Origin of the sequence: Brevibacterium yomogidense, assembly GCF_900163715.1 — a bacterium.
Lineage (GTDB): Bacteria > Actinomycetota > Actinomycetes > Actinomycetales > Brevibacteriaceae > Brevibacterium > Brevibacterium yomogidense_A.
Genome location: NZ_FWFF01000014.1, coordinates 17,270 through 43,631 on the forward strand (window position 1 = coordinate 17,270; position 26,362 = coordinate 43,631).

A 26,362-nucleotide genomic window follows, 5' to 3' on the forward strand; every position below is an offset into this window, starting at 1 on the left:
ATGCAGATCGAATGGATCGCCTTCCTCGAAGTCTTCGCTGTAGCGCTCGGCTGCGCCGCGATCGTCGTGACGTTCTACGCACTGGGGCTGCGACTGCTCGTGTCAGGCGGCCGGGCTCCCGTCGTGCCGCCGGCCGAATTCCCCGACGCGATCGCCGTGAGGTCTGACAAGCAGGCCGCGAAGATCGAGAAGAAGGCGGCGAAGGCCGCGCTGAGGACGCCCCTGACGCGGGGGCAGGAGAGCACACGGCTCGGAGCCGCTTACATCTGCTTCGGGATCTGTGCGGTCGCGGTGCTGAGCGCGGTGCTCTATCTCGTGCTGTACTGATCCGATGAACGAGCAGGCCATGACGCGGGCGCCCCTCCTCTCGAGCGACTACACCCGGCAGAGCCTCGCGGGCGTCGGGAGCCTCGTCCTCACCGCCACGGTGCTCCTCCCCAGTCAGGTCGAGGCCGTGCGGCACGCACAGGCGGTCCACGGGGACGCCGGCTGGGTGGGCGCCTACGTCGGCGCCGAGTTTCCCCTCCTCTACCTCGTCTTCTGGGTCGCGTTCTCCGGCATCTACTGCTTCTACACGCACGTCGTCTTCACCGGCCTCGATTCGCCCGAGCTCCATGAGATCTGCGGGCGCCAGTACCGGGCGCCGGCCCGCTGGTGGCATTCGATCGTCGGAAGCACCAGTGCGGAATCGTGGACGATCTCCGCGGCCAGCGTGGCCTCGGCTCTGACGATCCTCATCGCGACGACAGGACAGCTGCGCGGATCGATCTTCATGATCATGCTGGGCTTCTGCGCGGTCGCCGGATCCTGGGCGATCATGGCCTACTCGTTCGCCCTCCGCTACGCGCGGATCCGCGCGTCCGGGCAGCGGATGGACGTTCCTGTGGAGGATGCGCCCGTCTTCGCGGACTTCCTGACCCATTCGGTCCTCGCCTCCACGATGACCGGTGGCCATGCGCGCCTTCACACCCGTGAGGCGTGGACCGCACAGCGGTCTCACACGCTGCTGGCCTTCGCGTTCAACACCGTCATCGTGGCGATGTCGGTGACTCTGCTGTTCGGCCGCTTCGCCGTCTGAGTCCCCGGACTGGATCCCTGGGGCCTGGCCTCGACGAACGCGCCGCCCGTCACCCTCGGGTGATCGATGCGTGCGTGGCCAACGCCTGCTGGTCCGTCATCGACGCGACGTAGTCGAGGATCGCACGTGACCGTCCCTGGCGTCGCAGGGCCGCGTCGCCTATGTCTCCGGTCAGCAGGTCCGGACGGCGACCGTGCAGCTCGAAGACGGCCTGGGTCGTCCCGTCGACCCATTCCAGCAGACGACGCGGTGCGCGGCCGTGGTCGTGCGGGTCGTCGAGCCACGCGTCGAAGCCCCGGACCAGGTCCTCGAGCACGCGGGCCTGGCCCCTCTGCGCCTGCGCGATGTCCGGCAGGTCGAGCACGAACCGCGCGTGGACGAACTTCAGCACGAGGACCTCGTGCCAGGCACGCTGCTCCAGATGCACGTGACCGCCGCGCACATGGGGTCGCGCCTCCACCACCACGGCGCTGCGCAGGCGCTCGATCCAGCGGCGGGTGAACGAGGAGACCGCGCGCTCGGCCTCGACGCCCCCGTCGTAGGGCCGGGTCAGCAGATCGTCGCCCAGCTCGGCGCTGATGCGCTCCACCGCGTCTGCGAAGCACTCCCGATCCGCGATCCACGGATCCTTCGTCTTCGCTCGTCGCCACAGCAGTTCGAGTGAGACGCCGGGTACGCGCCACTGCGGATCGAGCTCCACCGTGCTCCCGTCGCGGAATCCACCGGAGTCCCTGAGCCAGGCGTGGAACTCGCCTGCGACCGGTGCGTGCTGGAGGACACCCGCACGGACGAAGTCATCGAGGTCGTGGACGGCGTAGGCGATGTCGTCCGCGAGGTCCATGATCGCGCAGTCGACGGTCTGCGCCCCGTGCTCGAGGTGCGGGAACGCCGTGCGGACCTCATCCATCTCCTCGGCCTCGAGCGCGTAGGCGGAGAACTTGACGGCCCCGCGGACCGGATCGAGGCCCACCCCGCGGGGCCGCTCCTCGGCAGGCATCCGCTCTGCATCGATTCCCGCCCACATGCCGCGTGTCCATGGATACTTCAGCACTGAGGCGCGGACCGACGCGGTGAGGTTCACCCCGGGGAAGTCGAGCCCCAGCGTGTCGAGGGTCGTGAGGATGCGGAAGGTCTGCGCGTTGCCCTCGAAGCCCTCGTCCAGCCCCAGCTCCGTCGAGGCGAGTCGGTCGAGGACCCGTTCGCCGAGGTGGCCGAACGGCGGGTGCCCGAGGTCGTGGGCGTGCGCAGCCGCCTGCGAGACGATCGTGTCGCACCCGCCCAGGTGGGCAAGAGTGCGACCCACCTCATCGTCGGTCCGTGCGCGACCCGCGGCATACTCGCGATGCACGGACAGTCGCGCGGCGAGGTTCGCCGCGATGACGCGCGCGACCGCACTGACCTTGAGCGAATGCGTGAGTCGGTTGTGCATGACCGGACCCACGCCGGACTGCGGCACCACCTGGGTCACGGCCGACAGGCGACCGAAGTACGGAGAGAACCTCAGTCGCTCCAGGTCGATCCGATACTCGTGGACCTCTCCGTGGCCGGCCGCGCCGGGATCGGCGACCTCTTCGACAGCGGAGCGGTGCTGCGAGCGGATGGACTCCGGGTGGCGTCGCTGCAGGCGGCGATCTGCGTGCGGAGCAGGGTGGGCTGGCACAGCGGTCATTCACACATCACCTCTCCGGATCACCATCTGCCCGAGCAGCCGGTCGCTCAGCTCACCGCCCGCACGATCCGACACGTCACCGGTGACGAGCAGCTCATCGGCCCCCGTGTACCTCACGATCCGCTGGAGGCGTGCGGCCACCTGCTCCGGTGTGCCGTGCACCGTCGACGCCAGCGCCTGCTCGACGCGCCGGGCCTGCTGGGACGAGAGTGCGGCGACGTCCAGGTCCTCAGCCGGGAGCAGGCTGTCGAACGAACCGGTGGAGCGCGAGAGCGCCATCGCCCACGCCTCGGGCAGCGCCAGCCGTCGCGCCGCCTCCTCGGTGGGAGCGACCGCGACGGACGCACTTACGATGAGCCGCGGGGCGCTGAACCAGGACGAGGGCACGAACGCACTGCGATAGGCGGTCGCACCCGGGTGAGACTCGGGTCCACGCGCGTCGGACTCCTCGTCGCCGGCGACTCCACCGGCCGCGCCGGGATCGACCGAGGGGCCGCCGAGCACGGCACCCAGCCCGGCCCGGGCAGCGAAGGGGAGGCGGCCGCCACCGGTGAGGAGGTACAGCGGAGTGGGCGCTGCCGGCAGTGGTCGGAGCGTGACCGCTCCGCGGCCTGAGAGCACATCGGTGAGCTCCTCGACATCGGCCTCGAAGTGCGAGGCCGCGTCGTCGTCCTGTCGGAGCGACCAGCGCACAGCGGAGGTGAAGCCCGTGCTCGCGCCCAGTCCCACGTCGACGCGGGACGGGTGGAGCGCCTCGAGTGTGGAGACGGCCTCCGCGATGACGAACGGTGGATGAGCCGGGACCATGATGCCTCCGGTGCCGACCCTGATCCGCGACGTCGCACCGGCGACGGCGGAGGCGAGCAGAGCGGGTGAGGAGCCCGCAATGCCCGGAACCGCGTGGTGCTCAGCGACCCACACTCCGCGGAATCCCAGGGCCTCGAGCCGCACCGCGCGGTCGACGACCTCGCGCAGGATGACGTCGTCCGCCGCACCGCGACGCGTGAGGGCTCTGTCCAGGACGGACAACGGGATTCCCTGGCTGGAGCTCTCCGTGCTCACGGTGCTCTGGGTACTCACGGTGCTCACGATGCGCAGCGCTGCGGGTACCGGGCAGTCATGCGCCGCACCTCACCGCTCCGCCGTGCGCTCTGGCGCGGAGTCGGGGAGCAGCCAACCCAGCACCGCGGAGACGACGGCCACGATGATGGCTGCGAGGACCGCGGTCCAGAAGAAGGCGTCGACCTCCAGGACGATGGGTGTGAACTCCGACAGCCACGCCGTCAGCGCGATCATGAGCGCATTCACGACGATGGAGAAGAGCCCCAGGGTGAGGCACGTGAGAGGAGTCGAGACGAACGCGACGATCGGCTTGACGAAGGCGTTGACCACGCCGAAGACGACGGCGATCACGAGGTAGGCGACGACGGTGGCGGGACCGTCGCCGATCGCGGAGGCGAGTGCGCCGCTGCCGGAGATCGAGAGCCCCGGCAGCAGGATCGCGGCTGCCGCGAGTGCAAGCGCGTTGACGATGGTGCGGACGAGGAATCTCATGGACTCCACTGTACGGAGCGCCGCTGGAAGAACCCTCAGGGGAGGCGGGTGGCCACGTCCTCGATGACCTTCGCCGCCATCGACGCGTTCTTCTTGCCGTCCATGAGTGCGCGCGGTGCCTCCGGAAGGCCCGTGACCACCAGCTCCAGGCGTGCGCCGCCGGGCTCGTCCAGCACCTGCGCCGTGACGATGTGTCCCCATGAGAAGAGCGACTTGCCCGTCTGGAACGTCACCGCGCGCGCTCCGTCGTCCGCTTCCAGCAGGTGCCGCGCGCTGTGCGCGCATTCCTGGAGCGCCCGGTAGACGGCTTCCGGTTCCGCAGAGAAGCTGCGGGTCGATTCCTTCTCGAACATGGGTGCGCTCCGTGGGTCATCCTTGCGGTGCCTCGTGCGGGACCGCTGCGAGTTCTACGCTACGACACGCGCAGATTCCCACTCTCGGATCTGTGTTGCGGTCCTGTCACACGCACCCGTCCGCGCAGATCGTGGATCAGCAGTGCGATCCATGCACGGAGGGCGGCACGACCGCGCGGGATATGCGAGAGTAGCGCCTGGATGATCGCCGATGATCGCCGATGATCCCGTGACGACGTGAGGAGAACGAAGACGTGACCGCACAGCCCACCATCCGCAACCTGTCCTACAGCTCGGGAATCTCAGACGTGCCGCTGCTGGGACTGACGCTCGGCGACAGTCTTGCCGCGGCGACCTCTGTGCACCCCGCCAGAGACGCGCTCGTCGATGTCCCATCGGGTCGCCGATGGACGTATGCGCAGCTCGATGAGGACACGAGGGCGCTGGCGGTCGCGCTGCTGGACAGGGGAGTCCAACCCGGCGACCGCGTGGGGATCTGGGCGCAGAATGTCCCCGAGTGGACGCTCGTGATGTACGCGGTGGCACGGATCGGCGGGATCCTCGTCAACATCAACCCCGCGTACCGCGTGCACGAGCTCGAGTACGTGCTGCAGCAGAACGGCACGAAGGTGCTCATCACGCAGGTGGTGGACGCCCACGCGGACTTCCTGGGCATGTCGAACGAGGCGGCGGGGAAGATCGCCGGCGTCGACGTCATCGCGCTCGACACCGTGCCCGGGCCGCTGGGATCCGACGCGGGTGCGCACATCCGCCCCGAGCAGTCGTTCGAACGGCTCTGGAACAGCGGCCGGGCCCTGCTGGCCGGCACCGGTGCGCAGTGGGCGACCCGACTGCGCCAGGTCGAGGACGAGGTGTCGGCCGACGACCCGGTCAACCTCCAGTACACCTCCGGCACGACGGGGTTCCCCAAGGGCGTCACCCTCAGCCACCACAACATCCTCAACAACGGGTTCTCGATCGGCGGACTGCTGGGGTACTCGGAGACGGACGTGGTCGTGCTGCCAGTCCCGTTCTTCCATTGCTTCGGCATGGTCATCGGGACGCTCGCGATCGTGTCGCACGGTGCGTGCGCGGTGATCCCCGCCGCCTCGTTCGACCCGTCCGCGACACTGCGCGCAGTGCAGCAGGAGCGTGCCACGTCTCTGTACGGCGTGCCGACGATGTTCATCGCAGAGCTGGCGCTGAAGGACTTCGACGACTACGACCTGAGCTCTCTGCGCACGGGGGTCATGGCGGGCTCGACGTGCCCGGTGGAGGTCATGCGGCAGGTGATCGACCGCATGCACATGTCCGAGGTGGCGATCTGCTACGGGATGACGGAGACCTCGCCGGTCTCCACGATGACCCGCGTCGACGATTCCCTGGAGCGTCGGACGGAGACCGTGGGACGCGTCATGCCGCACGTGGAGGTGAAGGTCGTCGATCCCGTGACCGGCCGCACCGTCCCGCGCGGCGTCAAGGGTGAGATCCTCACCCGCGGGTACTCCGTGATGCTGGGCTACTGGGGTGAGCCGGAGAAGACGGCGGAGGCCATCGACGCCGGGCGCTGGATGCGCACCGGTGACCTCGGGATCATGGACGAGGACGGCTACGTCGACGTCACAGGGCGGATCAAGGACATGGTGATCCGCGGCGGCGAGAACATCTACCCGCGGGAGATCGAGGAGTTCTTCTACCGCCACCCCGGCATCCAGGACATCCAAGTGGTGGGGGTGCCCGACGAGAAGTACGGGGAGGAGCTCATGGCGTGGGTCGTCACTGCGGAGGGCTATGACAGCCTGACCGCGGACGATCTCCGCGAGTTCGCCCAGGGCCACCTCGCGCACTACAAGATCCCGCGCTACGTGGAGGTCCGGGACGGATTCCCCATGACCGTGTCCGGGAAGGTCAGGAAGGTGGAGCTCCGCGAGGAGGCCGCACGGCTGGTGGGCACGGCCTGACTGTCTGCGAGGACACCTGAGGACGACGCACGAATGGGGCGGGACGGCGCATCTGCGCCGTCCCGCCCGTTCTGCTCAACAGGACTGTGTGTCCCACAGGTCCGTCAGTCGCGCGGAGAGGCATCTCCCCGCAGGGACTCCAGCGTGCTGCGCGACAGGTCGTCGAGCGGTGTGGAGCGCCGTGTCGTGTTGTCGGTGAGCACCATGACGGACTCGGCGCGCGCATGCGGCAGCCCCTCACTGGTGAGCAGCTGCTCGATGATGATCGAGCTGGTGCCGACGCGGATGACGCGGGAACCCACTTCGGCCTCGCCGGGCCACAGGAGCTCCTTGAGGTACTCGATGGTGATCTTCGCGATCACGAAGTCCTTCGTCGGATCCGCCGACACCTGCCGCAGCTGATGGATGAGCTCGACGCGACCCGTCTCGAAGAACGTCGAGAAGACCGCGTTGTTGATGTGACCCTGGCGATCGGTGTCCGCGTAGCGGAGCTTGTCATACGAGCGCAGCGGGTATCCGCTCAGCGGCGACGACGCAGCCGTTCCTCCCGTCGTGGTCATCTCAGTACGCCTTCACCCGCTGCTCGACGATGAGGTGGATCAGTGCGAACTTCCCCTCACCGATCGCGGCGAACGCCTGATCGAGCGCTGCGGGGACGTCCGCATCCTGCTCGACCCGCACACCCAGGCCGCCGAACGCCTGCGCCATGAGCGCGAAGTCCGGGTTCACCATCTGCGTGCCGGACACCCGCTCCGGGTACTCTCGCTCCTGGTGCGTGCGGATCGTGCCGTACTCCTGGTTGTCCATGACGACGACCAGCGGGTGTGCCCCGTACTGGGTCGCGGTCGCGAGTTCCTGACCGTTCATCAGGAACTCGCCGTCGCCGGCGATGGTGACGACCTGACGGTCCGGGTAGCGCAGCGACGCGGCGACGCCGGAGGGGACCGAGTAGCCCATGGAGCCGTTGCGCGCCGACAGCATCGAGGCGTAGCCGTTGGTGGGGAAGTAGCGGTGCGCCCAGTTCGTGTGCTCGCCCGCACCGAACGTCACCATCGCATCGTCCTCGAGGCGCTCCACCAGACCGCCCATCAGGGTCGCCATGCGAGCCTGGCCGTCGCCGGGAGTCGACGAGGGCGCGGTGGAGAACTCCACCTGTGCCTGCCGCAGCCTGTTGGTCCACTGCCTCCACGCGTCGCGGACCGGGAGGTCCATGCGGGCGAGGTCGCGGATGAAGGGCTCCGGCTTGGACACGATCTGATGGGTCACGGGGCCGGAGCGGCCGCGCAGGGCAGGATCGATCGTGACGATGAAGTTCTTCTTGTCCCAGTTCTGCCGCACGGTGAAGCCATCCGTGATGACGTCGCCGGGAACGGTGCCGACGAACACGAGCAGATCCGCTTCGCTCATGAGGCTCTGGGTGAAGTCGGGCCGGCCGTATCCCAGTGGTCCCGCATAGGACGGGGACCCGAACGGGACGGTGCCCTGGCAGCGCCATTCGGCCGCAGCGGGCAGGTTGTGGCCCTCGAGCCACCGGGTGAACTCGTCCGCGACGTCGTGCGTCCAGTCGTTGCCGCCGAAGACGAAGAGCGGGCGGTCGGCGCCGTCGAGTGCCGCCTTCAGCGCCTTCCAGTCCGTGACCGTCATGCCGCCGGTGGCGATCGGGATCTCCGGGTGCACCAGGTCCTCGTGCGGCATCGTGATGATGTCCTCCGGGAGTCCGACGACGACGGGCCCCGGGCGGCCGGAACTCGCGGCGAACATCGCCTCCGCGACGATCTCCGATGCGCGCTCCGGGTGGTCGAGCACCATGACGCGCTTGGCGCCGGTGTCGAACCACGCCTTGGGGTCGAACTCCTGGAACGCCTCCTTCTCACGGTGCTCGAACGGGATGAGCCCCACGAACAGCACCATCGGCGTCGAATCCTGCCATGCGGTGTGCAGGCCGACGTGCGCGTTCGCCGCTCCCGGACCGCGGGTGACCATCGCGACACCGGGCGTCGTCGACATCTTGCCGTCCGCCTCCGCCATGTAGGCGGCCCCGCCCTCGTGGCGGCAGACGACGGTCTGGATGCTCGATTCGTGGAGCCCGTCCAGGACATCGAGGTACGACTCACCCGGGACGACGTAGGCCCGTTCGACCCCGTGCTGTTCGAGTGAGCGGACGATCATATGACCGGCCGACGGGGTGCCGAGACGGGCGGAGGGTGACGCCATTGTGAGAGATCCTTCGTGGTCGCGGTGGATTGGCTCCGGATCATTATGCGCGGAAATCCGGTGTTGGGTAGCGAATCTGCCCGACTGGGAGCGGATCGGCACAGGCGTCTCGTGTCATGAGACGTCACGTGGTCCGGTCGGGTCTGTGATCTATGTGACGATCGTATTCCGATTCGTGTGGGATCAGCACCAATCGCAGTGTCTGAGATGACCCTTGGAGGGTCTTGTGAGTAGTCTTGGCGCCATGACCGCGAATGTGAGCCACGACACGAGTGATGCTCTTGTCGAGATGACTAACGTCGACAAGTTCTACGGGGACTTCCAGGCACTGAAGAACATCAACCTGCACGTCTCCCGCGGCGAGGTCGTCGTCGTGATCGGTCCGTCCGGATCCGGCAAGTCGACTCTGTGTCGCACGATCAACCGTCTGGAGACCATCAGCGCGGGCTCCATCACGATCGACGGGCAGCAGCTCCCCGAGGAGGGCTCCGGACTCGCACGGCTCCGCTCGGACGTCGGCATGGTCTTCCAGGCCTTCAACCTGTTCGCCCACCTCACGATCCTGGAGAACGTGACGCTCGGACCGCTCAAGGTCCGGGGGCTCAAGAAGGCGGCGGCGGATGAACTCGCCATGCAGCTCCTCGCACGGGTGGGCGTCGAGCACCAGGCGCAGAAGTATCCCGCTCAGCTGTCGGGCGGGCAGCAGCAGCGCGTCGCGATCGCCCGTTCGCTCGCGATGAAGCCCAAGCTCATGCTGTTCGACGAGCCCACGTCCGCGCTGGACCCGGAGATGATCAACGAAGTCCTCGACACGATGGTCGAGCTGGCGGAGGAGGGCATGACGATGGTCGTCGTCACCCACGAGATGGGCTTCGCCCGGAAGGCCGCGCACCGCGTCGTGTTCATGGCCGACGGAGAGATCGTCGAAGTCGCGGAGCCGGAGGAGTTCTTCACGAATCCGCAGTCGGACCGTGCGCAGGACTTCCTCTCGAAGCTCCTCACCCAGTGATCCCGGCGGCGGGCCGCACATCCCGCCGATCGCACCCCACCCGTCGCCGTCGACGGGTACGAATCCCCACAAGGAGAGTCAGACCATGAAGAAGCTCAGCACGATCATCGCCGGCGCGGCCGTCGGAGTGCTCGCACTCAGCGCGTGCGGACAGGAAGGCGCCCCTGAGCCCGCAGCGGGAGGCGGAGGTGGGGGAGAGGCCCCCGAATACGAGGTCGCCGAAGACGTCGATCTGTCCGACAGCCCCACATGGGAGGCCGCGAACTCCGCCGGCACCCTCACCATCGGGGTGAAGAAGGACCAGCCGGGACTCGGCAATCAGGAGCCGGGCTCGGATGTCCCTGAGGGCTTCGACATCGAGATCGCCAAGATCGTGGCCGGGTCGCTGGGCTTCAGCCCCGATCAGATCGAATGGACGGAGACCGTCTCCGCGAACCGCGAGCCGTTCCTCCAGCAGGGGAACGTGGACATGGTCGTCGCGACCTACACGATCAATGACGAGCGGAAGAAGGTCGTCGACTTCGCCGGCCCCTACTACGTCGCCGGCCAGGACCTCCTCGTCGCAGCCGATTCGGACATCGCGAGCCCGGAGGACATCGGCGGCAAGACGGTCTGCTCCGTGGACGGGTCCACCCCCGCGCAGAACATCGAGGAGGAGTACTCGGATGCAGAGCTGGTCACGTACGACGCCTACTCGAAGTGCGTGACCGACCTCCAGTCCGGCTCCGTCGACGCGGTCACGACCGATGACGCGATCCTCCGCGGCTATGCCGCTCAGTACGAGGGCGAGTTCTCCGTCGTGGGTGAGCCCTTCACCGACGAGCCCTACGGCGTCGGCCTGCCCCAGGACGACGACGCGCTCCGCGACGCGGTGAACGACGCGCTCGAGGCGTCGATGGAGGACGGCACGTGGACAGAGGCGTTCGAGTACACCCTGGGTGACTCCTCCGACGTCGAGCAGCCTGAGGTCGATCGGTACTGATACCGGTCGGCTCTGCGCCCTCGCACCGGTTCGCCGGTGAGGCCCGGCGGTCGCACGCAGCGGCCGCCGGGCCGATACGACCACTCGAGAACGTGAGGCTTCCGTGAATCCGCTCATCCAGACGTTCCTCAGCGGGACCTGGGGGACGCTCGCGCTGTTCGGCGTGACACTGGTCGGCTGCCTGATCGGCGGCACGATCCTCGCCGCGATGCGCGTGTCCCCGGTGCCGATCCTGCGCGGTGCCGCCGCCGCGTACGTCGACGTCGTGAGGAACACCCCCCTCACACTGGTGATGTTCTTCTGCGTGTTCGGCCTCCCGTACCTCGACATCCGGTTCGGCAGCACGGCCGGGATGAACTCGTTCGTCCTCGCGTGCATCGCGCTCACGGCGTACACCTCCTGCTTCATCGCGGAGACGCTGCGCTCCGGCATCGCGACGGTTCCCGTGGGCCAGGCGGAGGCCGCCCGCGCGGTGGGCCTGGGATTCGGCCAGGTGCTCAGCTTCGTCGTGCTGCCCCAGGCGTTCCGCACCGTCATCCCGCCTCTGGGCAGCGTGATCATCGCCATGCTGAAGAACACGTCGATCGCATCCGCGTTCAACAACCGTGAGCTCATCTCCGCGATGCGCAACGCGATCGAGGTCCGCGGAGACATCGTCATCCCGCTCCTGCTGGCCACCGCGCTCATCTACCTCGTGCTGGCGCTGGGGCTCGGCCGCATCTTCGCCTACCTCGAGAAGAAGCTGGTGATCCTCCGATGAGCGCACCGACCCAGGTCCTGTTCGATGAGCCGGGACCACGCGCGCGTCGGCTGAACGTCATCCTGTCCGCCGTGTCCGTGCTCCTGCTGCTGGGGCTCGTCGCCTTCATCATCTGGAAGTTCTCCGACGCCGGACAGCTCGAGTCCGCGAAGTGGGAGCCGTTCACCTACGCGGTGATCCAGCAGACGCTGCTCACGGGGATGTGGGCCACGATCAAGGTCGCGATCGTGGCGACGGTCCTCGCGCTCATCGTCGGGGTGGTCTTCGCGCTGCTGCGTCTCGCGCCGGCGCGAGCCGTGTCTTTGCCTGCGACCCTGGTGCTCGAGGTGTTCCGCGGAGTGCCGGTCCTGCTCCTGATCTTCGCGATGTTCCTGGTCTTCGGCAATCAGATCGGCTCGTTCTGGTCCGTCGTGATCGGACTCATGCTGTACAACGGCATGGTGATCGCGGAGATCATCCGCGCGGGCATCCTCGCGGTGCCGCGGGGGCAGAGCGAGGCCGCGATGTCGATCGGCCTGAAGGGCTCGCAGACGATGCGGCTCATCCTCATGCCCCAGGCGGTCCGCGCGATGATGCCCACGCTCATCGCCCAGGTGGTCGTGCTGCTGAAGGATTCGGCGCTGGGCTTCATCGTCACCTATCAGGACCTGCTGTACCAGGTGAACGCGATCGGACGCACCTACAACAACCTGCTTCCCACATTCATCGTGGGAGCCGTGCTCTTCATCATCATCAACATGGTGGTGGCTGCGATCGCGCGATACCTTGAGAAGAGGATGTCGCAGAAGACCGCCGCGACCACAGGCCCCGCCAAGGGTGCCGACTGACGCAGGAGTGGAGGTTCAGATGGCCGAACCCACGAAGGTGGCGACGCCGTACACAGTGACGGAGGAGAAAGGACGCAGCCGCATCGTCATCCACGATGTGCATGAGGAGGTCCCCGTGCTCGTCGGGTTCCTCGAGTACCGGATGGACGGCGACGTGCGGACGATCCTCCACACGATCATCGACGAGGCGTATTCGCGGCAGGGCTGGGCACGCACGCTCGTGACGGAATCGCTCGAGCGGTTCTCCCAGGACGACGCGAAGATCCGGTCGATGTGCAGCTACGTGGACCGGTACATGGAGCGGTTCCCGCAGTACCGGTCGCTGCTGGCCTGAGCCGTCCCGGCCTGTCCCGGTCGGTCGGCGGGGATCAGCCCTCGTCGAGGACCCTGAGCGTGCCCACGGGCACGGTCGAGCAGCTGAGGACCCGACCCGGTCCCGCGTCTGCGGTCGCCTCCAGCACCCGGATCGTGTGCGCGGAATCATCGACGGCGATCGCGCACGTGCCGCACGCCCCGGACCTGCACGTGAAGGGGATCCGCGCCCCGTCCGCCTCGAGTGCGTCGAGCAGCGTCCCGTCCTCCGGCCCCCACGGCAGGCGCGTGCCGTCCGGTCGGCTGATGACCGCCGGTTCGTAGCCTGCGAGCCGGTCGGCGAGGTCGTCCACGGGTGAGGTGAACGCCTCGCGGTGGATGCGCTCGGAGGGAACGCCCGCGGCTTCGCACGCCGCAGTGGCCGCCGCGACGAACTCCGCTCCTCCGCAGACCACCGCCGCCGAGGCCCCGGTCACCGCTGCGACGAGGTCCGCCCGGGTCGGTCTGCCCCTGACCGCGGTGTCCCACAGCGTGAGGGTGCGGCCCGGCGCCTCTGCGAATCCCTCGAGCGCGGCGAGGGTGGGGCGTGCGCCCGTATCGACCCCGCGGTCGATGTGGAGGAGTCGGACGGGGAGAGCGTCCGGCACTCCCGGCAGCAGTGACAGAGCACTGGTGAGGCCGATCCCAGCGGTGACGAGAGCGACACCGGAGGCCGGCGCGTCAGCCGTGGGCGCCTCGGCGGCGGTTGCGAGGACGCGGTCCGCGGTCAGCGCCCCGAAGGGGCCGGACACGGTAAGGCGGTCACCGGGTCGCAGCCGCGTCAGCGCGGTGGAGACGCGCCCCCGCACGCCGATGATGAGGGAGAACTCCGCAGCGTCTACCAGTGCAGCGGTGTAGGTGCGCCAGGTGTGCCGCCCCTCGACGGGCAGATGGACGCGGACGTGGCGGCCTGCCTCCCAGTGGGCGGGGAACCAGCGATAGGGGTCGCGCAGGCGCAGCGTGTGCCGGCCGTCCTCGAGCAGCGCGGAGTCGGTGACGATCATCGAGCGGGGCCCGGTGCCGGCGGGCAGGGGGCGGTCCGTGGTCGCGGATTCCACCGTGATCGCGTCGTGCGGTCGCACAGCACCGGGGGAGAGCACGGTGCCGTAGACACCGCAGTGGATGTGGCCGAATTCGGTCGCGAGCATGCGCGGAACGCTCATGTCGCTGACGGCAGTGGTGGGACCGACTGTGGTGGCGGTGCACCGTTCGATCGTGGAGCGGATGAGCACGCGCGCGTCGCCGATCCGAACGACCGAGCCGACGAGATCGAACTCTGCGAACGGCTCGAGCCCGTCGACCAGCAGATTGCCGCGGAACCGCAGGGGGTCGATCCTGCGCCCCGTCTGGGTCTCGAGCGCGCGCACCGTCGCCAGGGAGATGATGCTCACGTGCCCGTGCTCGCTGTCGAACATGCCCTGCGGCGCCGCCGGTGCATAGGCGGTGACGACGTCGACGGCTCCGGGATCGGACTGCAGGTGTCCGGCGATGGCGCCCGCGGCTCTGGAGCGCGAGGCGGGATCGGCCGGCTCGATGACGATCGGGGCCCCGCCTGCCGGGGGAGTGAGTGCCACGTGCCCGTCATCGAAGGAGCGGACCGACCATCCTGCGAGGTCGGCCCGCTTCTTGAGGGCGAAGAAGTGCGACCAGCGGTTCCAGGCTCCGGGAACCGTGTCCGCGGTACCGTCCGAGACCGCGAGCACGCGGTCGCCGGGGACGCCTGCCCCCGGCTCCAGGACGGCCTGCGCCACGTCTTCGGCCGGGAACCCCTTGACGGGGAACCGGTGGAGTGACACCACGTGCGGGTGCATGGACGCCCTCCTCCGTGCTGCGTGGGCCGGTCTTCGCCAGCCGGTCCTCGCGTCAGTCGTTGCGGCGGAAGCTCTTCTTCGCGTCCGCGCGGCTCACGTCACGGCCACCCGGGCGACCGGGCCTGCGGCCGTCACGGTCACCACGGTACCCGCCGCTGTCGTTCGAGCGCTTGTTGTACGGACGCCCCGGGCGTCCCTTGTCCGGGCGGATGTCGATGGGACGGCCCTGGATCTTGGTGCGCGACAGGCGGTTGAGCGTGCCGTCGGGCAGGTTCTCCGGCAGATCGACCAGCGAGTGGGTCGTGCGGATGTCGATCGCGCCGATCTGTGCGGAGGTCAGGCCGCCCTCGTTCGCGATCGCGCCGACGATGCCGCCGGGCTGCACGCGGTCGTTGCGTCCCACGGCGATCCGGTAGGTGCGCATCCCCGCCTTCTGGCCATGGCGCTCGTTCCGGCTGTTCGCGGCGCGGGCCTTGGGCTCGGGCAGCGGCTGAGCCTTGAGCGATTCCCCGTCCAGCACGAGGACCGCGAGGGCCGCAGCGACCTCTTCGGCGGTGACGTCGTGCGTCTGGATGTAGTCCTCGATGACGGGACGGATGTCCGTGAGGTCCGAGCCGGTCCGCGTCTCCGTGATCCGGCCGGCGAAGCGGGCGATGCGGCTGTTGGTCAGCTGCTCCACCGTCGGCAGCTCGAGCTTCTCGACCGGCTGGCGGGTGGCCTTCTCGATCTGGCGCAGCAGGTGGGTCTCTCGCGGTGTGACGAAGAGGATCGCCTCACCGGAGCGTCCGGCACGGCCGGTGCGGCCGATGCGGTGCACGTAGGACTCGGTGTCGTGGGGGATGTCGTAGTTCACGACGAGCCCGATGCGCTCGACGTCGAGGCCGCGCGCCGCGACGTCGGTGGCGACGAGGATGTCGATCGCGCCGCCGCGCAGCTGCTCGACGGTGCGTTCGCGCGTCTGCTGCGGGACGTCGCCGTTGATGGCGGACGCGGTGAACCCGCGTGCACGCAGCTTGTCTGCGAGCTCCTCCGTCGCCTGCTTCGTGCGGACGAACATGATGATCGCGTCGTACTCCTCGATCTCGAGCACCCGCGTGAGGGCATCGAGCTTGTGGGAGTGCATGACCGTGAGGTAGCGCTGGCGAATGTTCGGGCCGGTCGTCGTCTTCGACTCGACGCGGACCTCGACGGGGCTGTCGAGGTACTTCTTCGTGATCCGGTGGATGGACCCGGGCATCGTCGCGGAGAAGAGTGCGACCTGGCGCTGCGAGCCGGCGGTCGCGGCGAAGATCTCCTCGATGTCCTCCTGGAAGCCCATCTTGAGCATCTCGTCCGCCTCGTCCAGGACGAGGTGGCGGAGGGAGCCCAGCTTGAGCGAGCCCTTCTTGAGGTGATCGATCACACGGCCGGGCGTGCCGACGACGACCTGCGCGCCGCGGCGGAGGCCGGCGAGCTGCGGGCCGTATGCCTGGCCGCCGTAGATCGGGAGGACGGAGAAGTCCGCGAGATGTGTGGCGTAGGACGTGAAGGCCTCGGCCACCTGGATCGCGAGCTCACGCGTGGGAGTCAGCACCAGTGCGTGGGGGCCGTCGGTGGCCCGACCGAGCTCCGCCATGGCGGAGAGAGTGGGGAGGGCGAAGGCAGCGGTCTTGCCGGTTCCCGTCTGGGCGAGGCCGATGACGTCGCGGCCCTCGAGCAGGGCCGGGATCGTCCGGGCCTGGATGGGGGACGGGGTCTCATAGCCCAGGTCGGTGACGGCGGCCGCGACCGCCGGGTGGAGAGCCATCGATGCGAAGCCGGCGGGGGCCTCGGCGTCGTTCGCCTTAGGGGACTCGTCCGGGGACTGGACCGCCGGGGTTTCGGCGTCGATGGTCTGGGGTGCTTCTGGCATGGTTGAGCTCATTCCTAAGACGTAGCGCGCGCACGACCGCAGAGGTCTTGGATGGCGGATGCGCGGGGTTCGGCCGAAGGTGCTCGTCTCATGCACGGAGGCCGCGTCAGAATTCTACACGGGGTCCGGTGCGCGAGACGCACGCAGAGGGCACAATCGGTAGGGTTGTGTCCGATCGAACAGCAGCCAGCCGTTCTTGCCGACCCCCAAGAGGAGCACTTCAGTGGCATCGACCCTAGATTCCGTCATCACCCTGGCCAAGCGGCGCGGATTCGTCTTCCAGGCGGGTGAGATCTACGGAGGGTCTCGCTCCGCGTGGGACTACGGTCCGCTGGGCGTGGAGCTCAAGGAGAACATCAAGGCCCTCTGGTGGCAGAACTTCGTCCGCGGGCGCGAGGACATGGTGGGACTCGATTCCTCCATCATCCTGCCGCGCCGGGTCTGGGAGGCCTCCGGTCACGTCGAGACGTTCGTCGACCCGCTCGTCGAATCCCTCCACACGAACAAGCGCTACCGGTCCGACCATCTCATCGAGGCCTACGTCGCGAAGCACGGCCGCGAGCCGGAGAACGGACTCGCGGACATCCGCGACCCGGAGACGGGGCAGGAAGGCAAGTGGACCGAGCCGCAGCAGTTCTCCGGTCTCGTGAAGACCTACCTGGGTGCCGTCGACAACGAGGAGGGCCTGCACTACCTCCGTCCGGAGACGGCTCAGGGCATCTTCGTGAACTTCAACAACGTGGTGACCGCAGCGCGGAAGAAGCCGCCGTTCGGCATCGGCCAGATCGGCAAGGCGTTCCGCAACGAGATCACCCCGGGCAACTTCATCTTCCGCACCCGTGAGTTCGAGCAGATGGAGATCGAGTTCTTCGTCCACCCGGACGACGCGAAGCGGTTCTACGACGAGTGGGTCGAGGCCTGCTGGGACTGGTTCATCGACCTGGGCATCGACCCGGACAACCTGCGTCGCTTCGACGTGCCGGACGGCGAGCGCGCGCACTACTCCGACGCCACGATCGACATCGAGTACAAGTTCGGGTTCCAGGGCTCCGACTGGGGCGAGCTCATGGGCATCGCGAACCGGACCGACTACGATCTGGGCCGCCACACGGACGAGTCCGCGACGAAGCTGCAGTACTTCGACCAGGCGAGCGGCGATCGCTACACGCCGTACGTCATCGAGCCGAGCTTCGGCCTGACCCGCGCGATGATGGCCTTCCTCGTCGACGCGTACACCGAGGACGAGGCGCCCAACACCAAGGGCGGCACGGACACCCGCGTGTTCCTCAAGCTCGACCCGCGGCTCGCCCCGGTCAAGGCCGCGGTGCTGCCGCTGTCGCGCAACGAGAAGCTGAGCCCCAGGGCCCGGGAGCTGGCCGCGACGCTGCGCAGGAACTGGAACGTCGACTTCGACGACGCCGGCGCGATCGGCCGTCGCTACCGTCGCCAGGACGAGGTCGGCACGCCGTTCTGCATCACGTTCGACTTCGACTCGCTCGACGACGACGCGGTGACCATCCGCAAGCGCGACGACATGTCGCAGGAGCGCGTGGCGATCGCAGACGTGCCGGCCTACATCGCGGCGGGACTGGTCGGCGGGAACTGAGCTGATTCGCCCCGTCTGAACGAGCAGCGACCCCGTGCACGCATCGTGCACGGGGTCGTTCTGTGTCCGGCTGGAATCAGACTGCGTTCTGCGTCCGGCTGGAATCAGACCGTGAGGGTCAGAGCGATCGCGACAGCGGCGGCGCTGATCGCGGACAGGACGACTGTCCAGAGGAGGACGGAGCGCTCGAGCGACTCGCGCGTCAGCAAGGCGTCCGCCGGGACGCCGGCCGGAATCGATTCGGAGGCGGCGGTATCGTCTGGGTCACCGCTCTCGTCAGGGTCACCGCTGCTCGCGGAGGCATCAGCCGCCTCGGGGGCGGTGGCCGTTCTCGGCAGTGCTGAGAACGCCATGGTGACGGCGAGCGCCGCACGTGCCGGGGAGGCTCCGTTGGCGAGTCCCGATGAGGCCATACCCGCGGCGACCACCTCGAGGACCGGCGTGTCCGTGATGGACGCGATGGAGCCGAACGTGGTCGCGAACATCGACAGGGAGCCGGTGATGGAGCCCGCGAGGATCGAGCCCACCATGCCCAGCGCGGGGACGGTCCACACGCCGAAGGCGGACAGCGCCTCGCCGATGCGCGTGCTCATCTCGAACACGGACAGCGACCACCCCATCACCATGAACGATGCGGTCGCCACGCCGACCGGGACCCACGCGCGCACACCCTCGCGCAGCGTCGCCCCGGTGCCGGGCCCGCGGCTGAGCAGGCGCACGACCGCGGCGAGGCAGCCGGCGGCCAGCCAGACCGGAGGGGAGGTGAGCAGCGTCGTGATCGGGTGCGGCCAGAGCGCGGCGAGCGCGCTGCAGACCAGGAGCCCGACGGTGAGCACGCCGTAGGGGACGAGTGCGAGTGCGAGCTCTCGGTCGAAGGTCGCTCGTGCTCCGCCGATCCGGAAGACGAGCAGGAGGACGGCGACGACGAGCAGGGTGGCGAGGACACCGGCGAGCGGAGTGCCGATGAGCGAGTTGAAGCCCCAGAGCCCGATGCTCAGCACGACGCCGGCGATGAGGCTGTAGAGAAGACCCGTGAGCCTGTCGCGCACCGCGAAGGTGAGCACGGCGGCGACGACGCACACCGGGAGGACATTGTAGTGGGCCGTTGCGACGCCGAGCTCCGTGAGCGGGATGCCGAGGAGGCCGGAGGCGACCTTCGCGCCCGGTGCCAGCCCGCCCCACGGTGCTGCGACCATGCCCAGCAGCCCCAGGACGCTTGCCTTCCGGATGCCGAAGCCCAGGTGCACGAGGATCGGGATGCCGACGGTGATGCCGATGCCGAACCCCGTCACCGACTCCGCGAAGGGGACGATGCCGAACACGACCAGCACCGCCCCGGCCGTCGACCCGGGTGACGCGGCCAGGACCCAGTCGCTGATCCGGGCCATCGCGCCGAGTGATCCCAGGAGGCGCGCGAGCACCACGCCCGTGAGGAGGATGAGCGTCACCTCCACGACGACGGGGAGGAAGTCGAGCCCCTGGACGGTGAGTGTCCCGGCATCGACCGGGAAGACGGTGAGCCCCAGGACCACGGCGAGCCCGAGGCCGACGAGGGAGGAGGTGACGGCGCCGCGCCCCAGCGCCAGGAGGGCGATGACGGCGAGCAGCGGCACGGCGGACAGGAGGACGGGGGCGATCACGCCTCAACTCTGTCACCGGCAGGGATGTTTGTCAGCCGCGCGCACCGTCCATGAGATGCGAGCGATTAGTCCGTTTCCGAAGGCGGCATAATGGCAACATCAGTCGTGTCGCTGGCCGGAGGTGTGGGTGGAGAAGCTGTCGTGGCCGCGATCATTGGGCGCGCTCTTCGTCGTGACGTTCGTATTCAACAGTCTGCTATTCCTCGTGCTGTGGTTGGTGAACGAGTGGCAGAACGACCCGGATCTTATCGGTCTCGCCGTAGATCTCGGTCGAGAGGCGACTCGCGGGCTCGCCTGGGGGATCGGTGTTGTGTCGGCGTTGCTGTTCGGGATTTACGGAGTCGTCGTTGTCTCGGAAGCGACTGATCGAGTCGCTGCGGTCGAACGAAGAACGCTTGCCTTTGCAGCGATCGTCGCCGTATCAGCCTTCTCGCCTGCGCTTTTCACCTCATCCTTCTACATGATTGCGAACGAGCATCGGCCACAGTTCGGCATGTTGCTCTGGGTGATACCGGTGACCGTGCTCTTCTTTGGTACGGCCGCGTACGTTGGCCGCTTCCGCGTCTTCAGCCCACGTGAAGAGGCTCAGAGCGTCAAGCAATCAATCGCCAAGACTGAAGCACGCATTAGTGCCATGGATCGCGGACGCACTTCCTCACTTCTGAAGGCTTCATTGCCGATCCACTTAGCAGTGGCATTCGTTATCGGAGTTGTCCCGATCGTCGTGGAGAGCCGAAGCGCAGTGGCAATAGTCGCAGGATCGTATGCGTTGCTGATCGCCTCTTTCGTCGCCGGACCTCGGTCCGAGATCGTCGCAGAGGGAGGTCTGTGCTTGAAGGCTCGGCAACGACGGTTGCCTTCGGTCGCGGCGCTATGCATGTCGTTGCTACTTGCCATGCTCGTTGTGGTGCTGCCTCTGCTGATTTTAGTCTCGTTCTCGTACTCGGGTCTGGTGGGCGGGTCGTTTCTAACCGTCGCAGTCGTATGGCTCACGGTTAGCTCGCTGTTCGATTTCAGCGCTGGTGGATTTTCGGTGACGCTGTTGGGTGATGTCCTAGGAGCATCAGTGCGGAACGAACGAACCAGGCTGCAGCAGTATCAGGTCCGTTTGAATGCGTTGGAGAACCCGTCGTCAGTCACGTCGGGCTCAGCGGTGTGTGAGACGGTCGGGGGAGCCTCTGAGGCCACGACTGGAGGGGCTGGTAGCCGACGCGTTTGACCGATCGGAGACAATGGTGCGGTGACTGCCGTGACCGAACCCCGAACCGATGCCTCCACCCGACCCGCACTGCGGATCGGTGACATCGAGCTGACCTCACCGGTCGTGCTCGCACCGATGGCGGGCATCACCAATACCGCCTTCCGACGTCTCTGCCGCGAGTACGGCGGCGGCCTCTACGTGACGGAGATGGTGACGACCCGCGCCCTCGTCGAACGCAACGAGAAGACGATGCGGATCATCCACCACGAACCGTTCGAGACGCCGCGGTCCGTGCAGCTCTACGGCGTCGATCCGGTGACCACGGGACAGGCCGTGCGGATGCTGGTCGAGGAGGACCGCGCCGACCACATCGACCTGAATTTCGGGTGCCCCGCGCCGAAGATCACCCGGAAGGGCGGCGGCTCGGCGCTGCCGTGGAAGTCCGATCTCTTCTCCTCGATCGTCCACACGGCCGTCCGCGAAGCGTCTCGTGGAGGCGTCCCGCTGACGATCAAGATGCGCAAGGGCATCGACGACGACCACCTCACCTACCTCGATGCGGCACGCACCGCCGTCGACGCGGGCGTCTCCGCGATCACCCTCCACGGCCGCACGTGTGCACAGCTCTACTCCGGCACGGCCGACTGGGATGCGATCGCCACGCTCAAGGGCGAGGTCTCACGGCTCGCGGGGGACTCGATCCCCGTGCTCGGCAACGGCGACATCTTCGCCGCAGAGGACGCGCTGTCGATGATGGAGCAGACCGGCTGCGACGGAGTCGTGGTGGGCCGCGGCTGCCAGGGGCGACCCTGGCTCTTCGGCGACCTGGAGAACGCGCTCGCGGGCAACCCCCTGCGCAACCAGCCGGACCTGGGCGGCGTCGCGGACGCCGTGCGCAGGCACGGCGAGTACATGGTCGATCACTACGAGGACGAGTTCATGGGTGTCCGCGACCTCAGGAAGCACATGGCCTGGTACTTCAAGGGATACCCGGTGGGCGGAGACCTGCGCAGCCGACTCGCCAAGGTGTCGTCGCTCGAAGAGCTCGACGCCCTGCTGGGCGAGCTGGACCACACGCAGCCCTACCCGGGCGAGGCGGCCGAGGGCTCGCGCGGACGCACGACCCGTGCGAAGCGCCCGCACCTGCCGGAGGGATGGCTCGACTCCCGGCACATGGACGATTCCTGGTATGCGGAACTGGCCGAGGCCGAGCTCGATATCTCAGGAGGCTGACGTGGTGACCGGATACCTCTCGACGCCAGTCTTCGACTACGGCGCAGACGATCGCGAGCGCTGGGTCGACGAGCCTCCCAAGAACCCGCGGCGCACAGAGTTCCAGCGGGACCGCGCCCGCGTGCTCCACTCATCGGGCCTCCGGCGTCTGGGGGCGAAGACGCAGGTGGTGTCCCCGGGCAGCGACGACTTCGTCCGCACGCGGCTGACCCACTCCCTCGAAGTGGCGCAGGTCGGTCGCGAACTCGCCCGCTATCTGGGCTGTGATCCGGAGATCGTCGATACCGCGTGCCTCAGCCACGACCTCGGCCACCCTCCCTTCGGCCACAACGGGGAGACGGTGCTCGACGCGCTCGCGACGGACATCGGCGGCTTCGAGGGCAACGCGCAGACGCTGCGCGTGCTCACGCGCCTGGAGCCCAAGGTGGTCGCGGACGACGGCGGTCCGGCCGGGCTCAACCTGACCCGCGCGACCCTCGACGCGTGCACGAAGTATCCCTGGCCGCGCACGGACGCACCCGCCGGACGGGAAGGCGCACGCGTGCGGAAGTTCGGCGTCTACTCAGACGACCGCACGGTCTTCGACTTCTACCGCGACGGCCGTCCGAACGCGCAGCAGTGCCTCGAGGCCCAGATCATGGACCTCGCCGACGACATCTCCTACTCCGTCCACGACGTCGAGGACGCGATCGTCGCCGGCCACCTCCGTCTCGAGGAGTTCACCGGCGACGACGCGATGACGAAGCTCATCGACATCACCCGCGCCTGGTACCTGCCGGATGCCCGTGACGAGGACATCGTCAGAGCGCTCGACCGCCTGCGCGCGGCCGCGTACTGGCCCCGGGACGAGTACACCGGGAGCCGCCGCGATCAGGCGTCGCTGAAGCACATGACCAGTCAGCTCATCGGCCGCTTCGCCGCTGCGGCGGAAGCCGCGACCCGCGAGGAGTTCGGATGGGGCCCGCTGGGGCGGTACGCGGCGAGCCTCGTCGTCCCCGACGCATCCGTGCAGGAGATCGCAGTCCTGAAGGGGCTCGCGACGGTCACGGTCATGGTCGCCGAGGACCGTCTGCGGCTCCAGGAGATCCAGGCCGACGTGCTCCGCACGGTCGCAGAGTACTTCGGGGAGCACCCGGAGGCCATGGATCCCCTCTACACGGCGGACCACCGCGATGCGGACACGGACGCGCAGCGCCTGCGCGCCGTCGTTGATCAGCTGGCATCGCTGACCGACCACTCGGCGTGGACGCACTTCCACCGGCTGCGGGCCGGCAGGGCGGATCTGCTCTGATGGCCGGACTCATCAAGCGGGAGGACATCGACGAGGTCCGATCGCGCACCCGGCTGGACGATGTCGTGGGCGAGTTCGTGTCGCTGCGCACCGCCGGTGTGGGCTCGCTCAAGGGGCTCTGCCCGTTCCATGACGAGCGCACTCCGTCGTTCCACGTCCGGCCGCAGGTCGGCATGTACCACTGCTTCGGCTGCGGTGAGTCCGGAGACGTCTTCACCTTCCTCCAGAAGCTCGATGGAGTGACCTTCGCGGAGGCGGTGGAACGACAGGCCGAGCGTGTCGGCGTGCAGCTGCGGTACGAGGAGGGCGAGGGCCCGCCCCGCGAAGAGGTCGGGCGTCGCCAGCGGCTCATCGAGATGCACCAGGTCGCAGAGGAGTACTTCCGCCGCCAGCTGGGTGAGGCGGAGGCCCAGACCGCTCGCGAGTACCTCTCCGCGCGCGGCTTCGACGCGGAGGCACTCGACCAGTTCGGCGTCGGCTACGCACCGCGCGGCTGGGACAACCTCCTGCGATTCGTGCGCGGACGGGGCTTCACGACGGAGGAGATCACCGCCTCCGGCCTCGTGTCCGAAGGGCGCCGCGGGATCTACGACCGCTTCCGCGGACGGATCATGTGGCCCATCCGGGACGTCACCGGACGGACGATCGGGTTCGGCGCCCGCAAGCTCTACGAGGACGATCAGGGCCCCAAGTACCTGAACACCCCGGAGACCCCGCTCTACAAGAAGGCGCAGGTCCTCTACGGACTCGACCTCGCGAAGCGGGAGATCGCGCGGACGAAGAGGGTCGTGGTCGTCGAGGGGTACACCGACGTGATGGCGGCGCACCTGGCCGGTGTCGGACAGGCGGTCGCGACGTGCGGCACGGCCTTCGGCGAGGAGCATGCGAAGGTCGTCAGTCGGCTGCTGGGCGATGAGGCCTCCGGAACAGGCGAGGTCGTCTTCACGTTCGACGGCGACGAGGCCGGACAGCGTGCTGCGCTCAAGGCCTTCGAGCTGGAGCAGCGGTTCGTCGCACAGACGTTCGTCGCGGTCGAGGCCGGTGGCCGGGACCCGTCCGATCTGCGGGCGGAGGAGGGCGATGCCGCCGTCCGCGACCTCGTCGACGGCCGCCGGCCGCTCTTCGAGTTCGCGATCACGCAGGCGATCTCCCGCTTCGACCTGTCGACGGTCGAGGGCCGTGTCGGGGCGATGCGCGCGGCTGCGCCCGTCGTCGCCTCCATCCGCGACGCTGCGATGCGGCCCGGCTACGAACGACTCGTGGCGGGCCGACTGGGCGTCGGGATGGATGAGGTCGCCGAGGCTGTCCGCCGTGCGAAGCCCGCGTCCGCCGGCCGGGGCCGCGCAGGTGAGCGGCGCTCGGGCTCTCAGGCATCGGGTCGGAGTCCACAGCAGCCCGGCAGGGCGCCCCAGCCATCCGGCGGCCGGCAGTCGAGTGCTCAGCAGGCCGGTGCTGCACATCCCGGCCGGGGCGGTTGGCAGAGCCCTGCTCCGCTCCCGGCGGCGGACGGCGCGCAGTCGGCCAGTCCCTATGAGCCGCGCACCGCGGGACGGATCGAGGAGTACGCAGAGCAGCTGGGCGGCACGGCGACGACGGTCCCGGACTTCGATCCGGTGGCGGTGCGGATCGAGCGGGGCGCGCTGCAGGTTGCTCTGCAGCAGCCGCAGTTCGTGAACGCGACGCTCTTCGACGGACTCAACGGCGAGGTGTTCACCCACCCCGATCTGCGGACCGTCCACGCCTACATGCAGCAGTCGGGCGGAATCCGCGCGGGCCTGACGGATCCGGCGGGATGGCCGGAGCGGGTGATGGAGACCGCAGCGGGGCGAGGGGACGACCGGGTGCGCTCGCTGGTGGGCGCACTGGCGGTGGAGCCGCTGCCCGCCGAGGACGCCGCCGGCGTGGAGCGCTATTCGCGCGGCATCATCGCACGCCTCTTCGATTCCGACATGGCCCGCATCGCCTCCGAGCTGCACTCGCGCCTGCAGCGGACCGACCCCACGGACCTCGAAACGAGTTCCGCACTGCTCAACCAGCTGCAGATCCTCGAGCAGCAGAGGGCCCGCATCCGACAGCTGATGTGAGTGTGACGCATATCCTGCACAGACTGCACGTTTGCACTTGATGCAAGGATGCATTCAGTGCACAATCGTTCTCTGTGAGTACAACGAACTGCGATTCCGGAGACGGCGAGTCCCTGCGTGACCGCAAGGCCCGCCTGACGCGTGAATCGATCCATCGCGCCGCCGTGCGCCTGTCCTACGAGCGCGGGCTCGACGCCGCGACCGTCGCCCAGATCGCGGACGAAGCGGGGATCTCCCAGCGGACGTTCTTCAACTACTTCGCGAGCAAGGAGGATGCGATCATCGGGACTGCGACGAGCGGCCCCGATGAGCGGCTGGTCCATGACGCGCTCGCGTCGGCGGACTTCTCCTCCGGCGTCCTCGCGACGACGGCCGACGTGGTGCGCGACATCCTCTCCCGCTCCCTGGGCGATGAGGAGACCGAGCAGATACGCAGGGCCCTCTTCATGCGTGAGCCCGCACTGGTGCAGCGCAATGCGGATGCGGGCGGCGCACTCGCCACGATGCTCATCGATGCGCTCACGCCCAGGCTCGCCGACGAGGTCGCGACGCTCGCTCTGCCGGATGGCACGACCACCCGGGACGCCGTGCGGATGATCGTCCTCATCGCCCTCGCTCCGCTGCGTCACTCCTTCGTGCGCCCCAAGCCCCCGCCCGGCGAATCCGCCGACGAGGCCTCTGCTGACGAGGCCGCCGCTGACGAGGCCGCCGCTGACGAGGCCGCCGCCGAATCCACCCCGACGAACCTGCATGAGCGGTTCGACACCTCACTCGCCCTGTTCCGCACAGTCCTGGAAGGCATAAGAATTTGAGACGCGCCCCCGCACTCGACGGCTCGCAGGAGTCC

23 protein-coding genes are annotated in these 26,362 nt (G+C 68.3%); 14 read left to right on the plus strand and 9 right to left on the minus strand.

The features are described 5' to 3' along the window. Together FM105_RS08025 and FM105_RS08030 are read left to right on the plus strand one after the other, a co-directional pair. A complete protein-coding gene (locus tag FM105_RS08025; RefSeq protein ID WP_179207122.1) occupies positions 1–327 on the plus strand; it encodes a peptidase in 327 nt (108 codons plus the stop codon). A gap of 4 nt (positions 328–331) precedes the next feature. Next, positions 332–1,078 carry a DUF1345 domain-containing protein gene (locus tag FM105_RS08030; protein WP_087007103.1) on the plus strand — a complete coding sequence of 249 codons (747 nt, stop codon included), beginning with the start codon at positions 332–334 and terminating at the stop codon, positions 1,076–1,078. Positions 1,079–1,127: 49 nt separating this feature from the next. Here the strand turns inward: FM105_RS08030 and FM105_RS08035 are convergent, their stop codons facing one another. The 4 genes from FM105_RS08035 to FM105_RS08050 form a co-directional block, all read right to left on the minus strand. After that, a complete protein-coding gene (locus FM105_RS08035) occupies positions 1,128–2,747 on the minus strand; it encodes a deoxyguanosinetriphosphate triphosphohydrolase family protein (protein WP_087007105.1) in 1,620 nt (539 codons plus the stop codon). Continuing rightward, a complete protein-coding gene (locus tag FM105_RS08040) occupies positions 2,748–3,809 on the minus strand; it encodes an MsnO8 family LLM class oxidoreductase (RefSeq protein WP_256970301.1) in 1,062 nt (353 codons plus the stop codon). Positions 3,810–3,878: 69 nt separating this feature from the next. Further along, complete coding sequence (locus FM105_RS08045; RefSeq protein WP_087007107.1) at positions 3,879–4,301, minus strand: phage holin family protein; 423 nt, start codon at positions 4,299–4,301, stop codon at positions 3,879–3,881. A gap of 35 nt (positions 4,302–4,336) precedes the next feature. Further along, positions 4,337–4,654, minus strand: coding sequence for a hypothetical protein (locus FM105_RS08050; RefSeq protein WP_087007109.1), 318 nt, complete (start codon positions 4,652–4,654; stop codon positions 4,337–4,339). 254 nt (positions 4,655–4,908) lie between these two features. Here FM105_RS08050 and FM105_RS08055 point away from each other — a divergent pair, with 254 nt between their 5' ends. Beyond that, entirely contained in the window at positions 4,909–6,615 is a 1,707-nt protein-coding gene (locus FM105_RS08055) for an AMP-binding protein (protein ID WP_256970302.1), read from the plus strand. Between the two features lie 104 nt (positions 6,616–6,719). Here the strand turns inward: FM105_RS08055 and FM105_RS08060 are convergent, their stop codons facing one another. After that, entirely contained in the window at positions 6,720–7,175 is a 456-nt protein-coding gene (locus tag FM105_RS08060; RefSeq protein ID WP_087007111.1) for an acyl-CoA thioesterase, read from the minus strand. A 1-nt stretch (position 7,176) separates the two neighbouring features. Then, positions 7,177–8,829 carry a thiamine pyrophosphate-dependent enzyme gene (locus FM105_RS08065; RefSeq protein ID WP_087007113.1) on the minus strand — a complete coding sequence of 551 codons (1,653 nt, stop codon included), beginning with the start codon at positions 8,827–8,829 and terminating at the stop codon, positions 7,177–7,179. A gap of 244 nt (positions 8,830–9,073) precedes the next feature. Here FM105_RS08065 and FM105_RS08070 point away from each other — a divergent pair, with 244 nt between their 5' ends. From FM105_RS08070 to FM105_RS08090, 5 genes are all read left to right on the plus strand, one after another. Next, complete coding sequence (locus FM105_RS08070; RefSeq protein WP_087007115.1) at positions 9,074–9,838, plus strand: amino acid ABC transporter ATP-binding protein; 765 nt, start codon at positions 9,074–9,076, stop codon at positions 9,836–9,838. Between the two features lie 85 nt (positions 9,839–9,923). After that, entirely contained in the window at positions 9,924–10,820 is an 897-nt protein-coding gene (locus FM105_RS08075; RefSeq protein WP_087007117.1) for a glutamate ABC transporter substrate-binding protein, read from the plus strand. A 103-nt stretch (positions 10,821–10,923) separates the two neighbouring features. Beyond that, positions 10,924–11,580, plus strand: coding sequence for an amino acid ABC transporter permease (locus tag FM105_RS08080; RefSeq protein ID WP_087007119.1), 657 nt, complete (start codon positions 10,924–10,926; stop codon positions 11,578–11,580). Further along, positions 11,577–12,407, plus strand: coding sequence for an amino acid ABC transporter permease (locus FM105_RS08085; RefSeq protein ID WP_087007121.1), 831 nt, complete (start codon positions 11,577–11,579; stop codon positions 12,405–12,407). Before FM105_RS08080 ends, FM105_RS08085 begins: the two co-directional genes overlap by 4 nt. A 19-nt stretch (positions 12,408–12,426) precedes the next feature. Then, complete coding sequence (locus FM105_RS08090; RefSeq protein WP_087007123.1) at positions 12,427–12,741, plus strand: GNAT family N-acetyltransferase; 315 nt, start codon at positions 12,427–12,429, stop codon at positions 12,739–12,741. Between the two features lie 34 nt (positions 12,742–12,775). Here the strand turns inward: FM105_RS08090 and FM105_RS08095 are convergent, their stop codons facing one another. Both FM105_RS08095 and FM105_RS08100 read right to left on the minus strand, forming a co-directional pair. Then, positions 12,776–14,569 (minus strand): MOSC domain-containing protein, encoded by a 1,794-nt coding sequence (locus tag FM105_RS08095; RefSeq protein WP_087007126.1) that lies wholly within the window; start codon positions 14,567–14,569, stop codon positions 12,776–12,778. A gap of 52 nt (positions 14,570–14,621) precedes the next feature. Beyond that, positions 14,622–16,460 (minus strand): DEAD/DEAH box helicase, encoded by a 1,839-nt coding sequence (locus tag FM105_RS08100; protein ID WP_373404770.1) that lies wholly within the window; start codon positions 16,458–16,460, stop codon positions 14,622–14,624. A 223-nt stretch (positions 16,461–16,683) separates the two neighbouring features. On the opposite strand from FM105_RS08100, the gene FM105_RS08105 reads away from it, so the two are divergent. Continuing rightward, positions 16,684–18,066 (plus strand): glycine--tRNA ligase, encoded by a 1,383-nt coding sequence (locus FM105_RS08105; protein WP_087007128.1) that lies wholly within the window; start codon positions 16,684–16,686, stop codon positions 18,064–18,066. Between the two features lie 104 nt (positions 18,067–18,170). Here the strand turns inward: FM105_RS08105 and FM105_RS08110 are convergent, their stop codons facing one another. After that, positions 18,171–19,706: a hypothetical protein gene (locus tag FM105_RS08110; RefSeq protein WP_087007130.1), complete on the minus strand. Its 1,536-nt coding sequence runs from the start codon at positions 19,704–19,706 to the stop codon at positions 18,171–18,173. A gap of 127 nt (positions 19,707–19,833) precedes the next feature. Here FM105_RS08110 and FM105_RS08115 point away from each other — a divergent pair, with 127 nt between their 5' ends. The 5 genes from FM105_RS08115 (at position 19,834) to FM105_RS14685 (ending at position 26,327) form a co-directional block, all read left to right on the plus strand. Further along, positions 19,834–20,925 (plus strand): hypothetical protein, encoded by a 1,092-nt coding sequence (locus FM105_RS08115; protein ID WP_087007132.1) that lies wholly within the window; start codon positions 19,834–19,836, stop codon positions 20,923–20,925. Between the two features lie 21 nt (positions 20,926–20,946). Continuing rightward, positions 20,947–22,140 carry a tRNA dihydrouridine synthase DusB gene (gene dusB / locus FM105_RS08120; RefSeq protein ID WP_087007135.1) on the plus strand — a complete coding sequence of 398 codons (1,194 nt, stop codon included), beginning with the start codon at positions 20,947–20,949 and terminating at the stop codon, positions 22,138–22,140. A gap of 4 nt (positions 22,141–22,144) precedes the next feature. Further along, positions 22,145–23,431: a deoxyguanosinetriphosphate triphosphohydrolase gene (locus FM105_RS08125; protein WP_256970303.1), complete on the plus strand. Its 1,287-nt coding sequence runs from the start codon at positions 22,145–22,147 to the stop codon at positions 23,429–23,431. Further along, the gene (gene dnaG, locus FM105_RS08130) at positions 23,431–25,515 is read left to right on the plus strand and encodes a DNA primase (RefSeq protein WP_087007139.1); all 2,085 of its coding nucleotides are present in this window, start codon (positions 23,431–23,433) and stop codon (positions 25,513–25,515) included. The genes FM105_RS08125 and dnaG overlap by 1 nt, the downstream gene beginning before the upstream one ends. Before the next feature lie 74 nt (positions 25,516–25,589). Continuing rightward, a complete protein-coding gene (locus tag FM105_RS14685) occupies positions 25,590–26,327 on the plus strand; it encodes a TetR/AcrR family transcriptional regulator (RefSeq protein WP_218777928.1) in 738 nt (245 codons plus the stop codon). Positions 26,328–26,362 lie beyond the last annotated feature (35 nt).

Excerpts from the sequence above, each read along its gene's own strand:
- FM105_RS08025 (WP_179207122.1), top strand. The coding sequence starts at position 1 with ATGCAGATCGAATGGATCGCCTTCCTCGAAGTCTTCGCTGTAGCGCTC.
- FM105_RS08030 (WP_087007103.1), top strand. The coding sequence starts at position 332 with ATGAACGAGCAGGCCATGACGCGGGCGCCCCTCCTCTCGAGCGACTAC.
- FM105_RS08035 (WP_087007105.1), bottom strand. The coding sequence starts at position 2,747 with ATGACCGCTGTGCCAGCCCACCCTGCTCCGCACGCAGATCGCCGCCTG.
- FM105_RS08045 (WP_087007107.1), bottom strand. The coding sequence starts at position 4,301 with ATGAGATTCCTCGTCCGCACCATCGTCAACGCGCTTGCACTCGCGGCA.
- FM105_RS08050 (WP_087007109.1), bottom strand. The coding sequence starts at position 4,654 with ATGTTCGAGAAGGAATCGACCCGCAGCTTCTCTGCGGAACCGGAAGCC.
- FM105_RS08060 (WP_087007111.1), bottom strand. The coding sequence starts at position 7,175 with ATGACCACGACGGGAGGAACGGCTGCGTCGTCGCCGCTGAGCGGATAC.
- FM105_RS08065 (WP_087007113.1), bottom strand. The coding sequence starts at position 8,829 with ATGGCGTCACCCTCCGCCCGTCTCGGCACCCCGTCGGCCGGTCATATG.
- FM105_RS08070 (WP_087007115.1), top strand. The coding sequence starts at position 9,074 with ATGACCGCGAATGTGAGCCACGACACGAGTGATGCTCTTGTCGAGATG.
- FM105_RS08075 (WP_087007117.1), top strand. The coding sequence starts at position 9,924 with ATGAAGAAGCTCAGCACGATCATCGCCGGCGCGGCCGTCGGAGTGCTC.
- FM105_RS08085 (WP_087007121.1), top strand. The coding sequence starts at position 11,577 with ATGAGCGCACCGACCCAGGTCCTGTTCGATGAGCCGGGACCACGCGCG.
- FM105_RS08090 (WP_087007123.1), top strand. The coding sequence starts at position 12,427 with ATGGCCGAACCCACGAAGGTGGCGACGCCGTACACAGTGACGGAGGAG.
- FM105_RS08095 (WP_087007126.1), bottom strand. The coding sequence starts at position 14,569 with ATGCACCCGCACGTGGTGTCACTCCACCGGTTCCCCGTCAAGGGGTTC.
- FM105_RS08100 (WP_373404770.1), bottom strand. The coding sequence starts at position 16,460 with ATGCCAGAAGCACCCCAGACCATCGACGCCGAAACCCCGGCGGTCCAG.
- dnaG (WP_087007139.1), top strand. The coding sequence starts at position 23,431 with ATGGCCGGACTCATCAAGCGGGAGGACATCGACGAGGTCCGATCGCGC.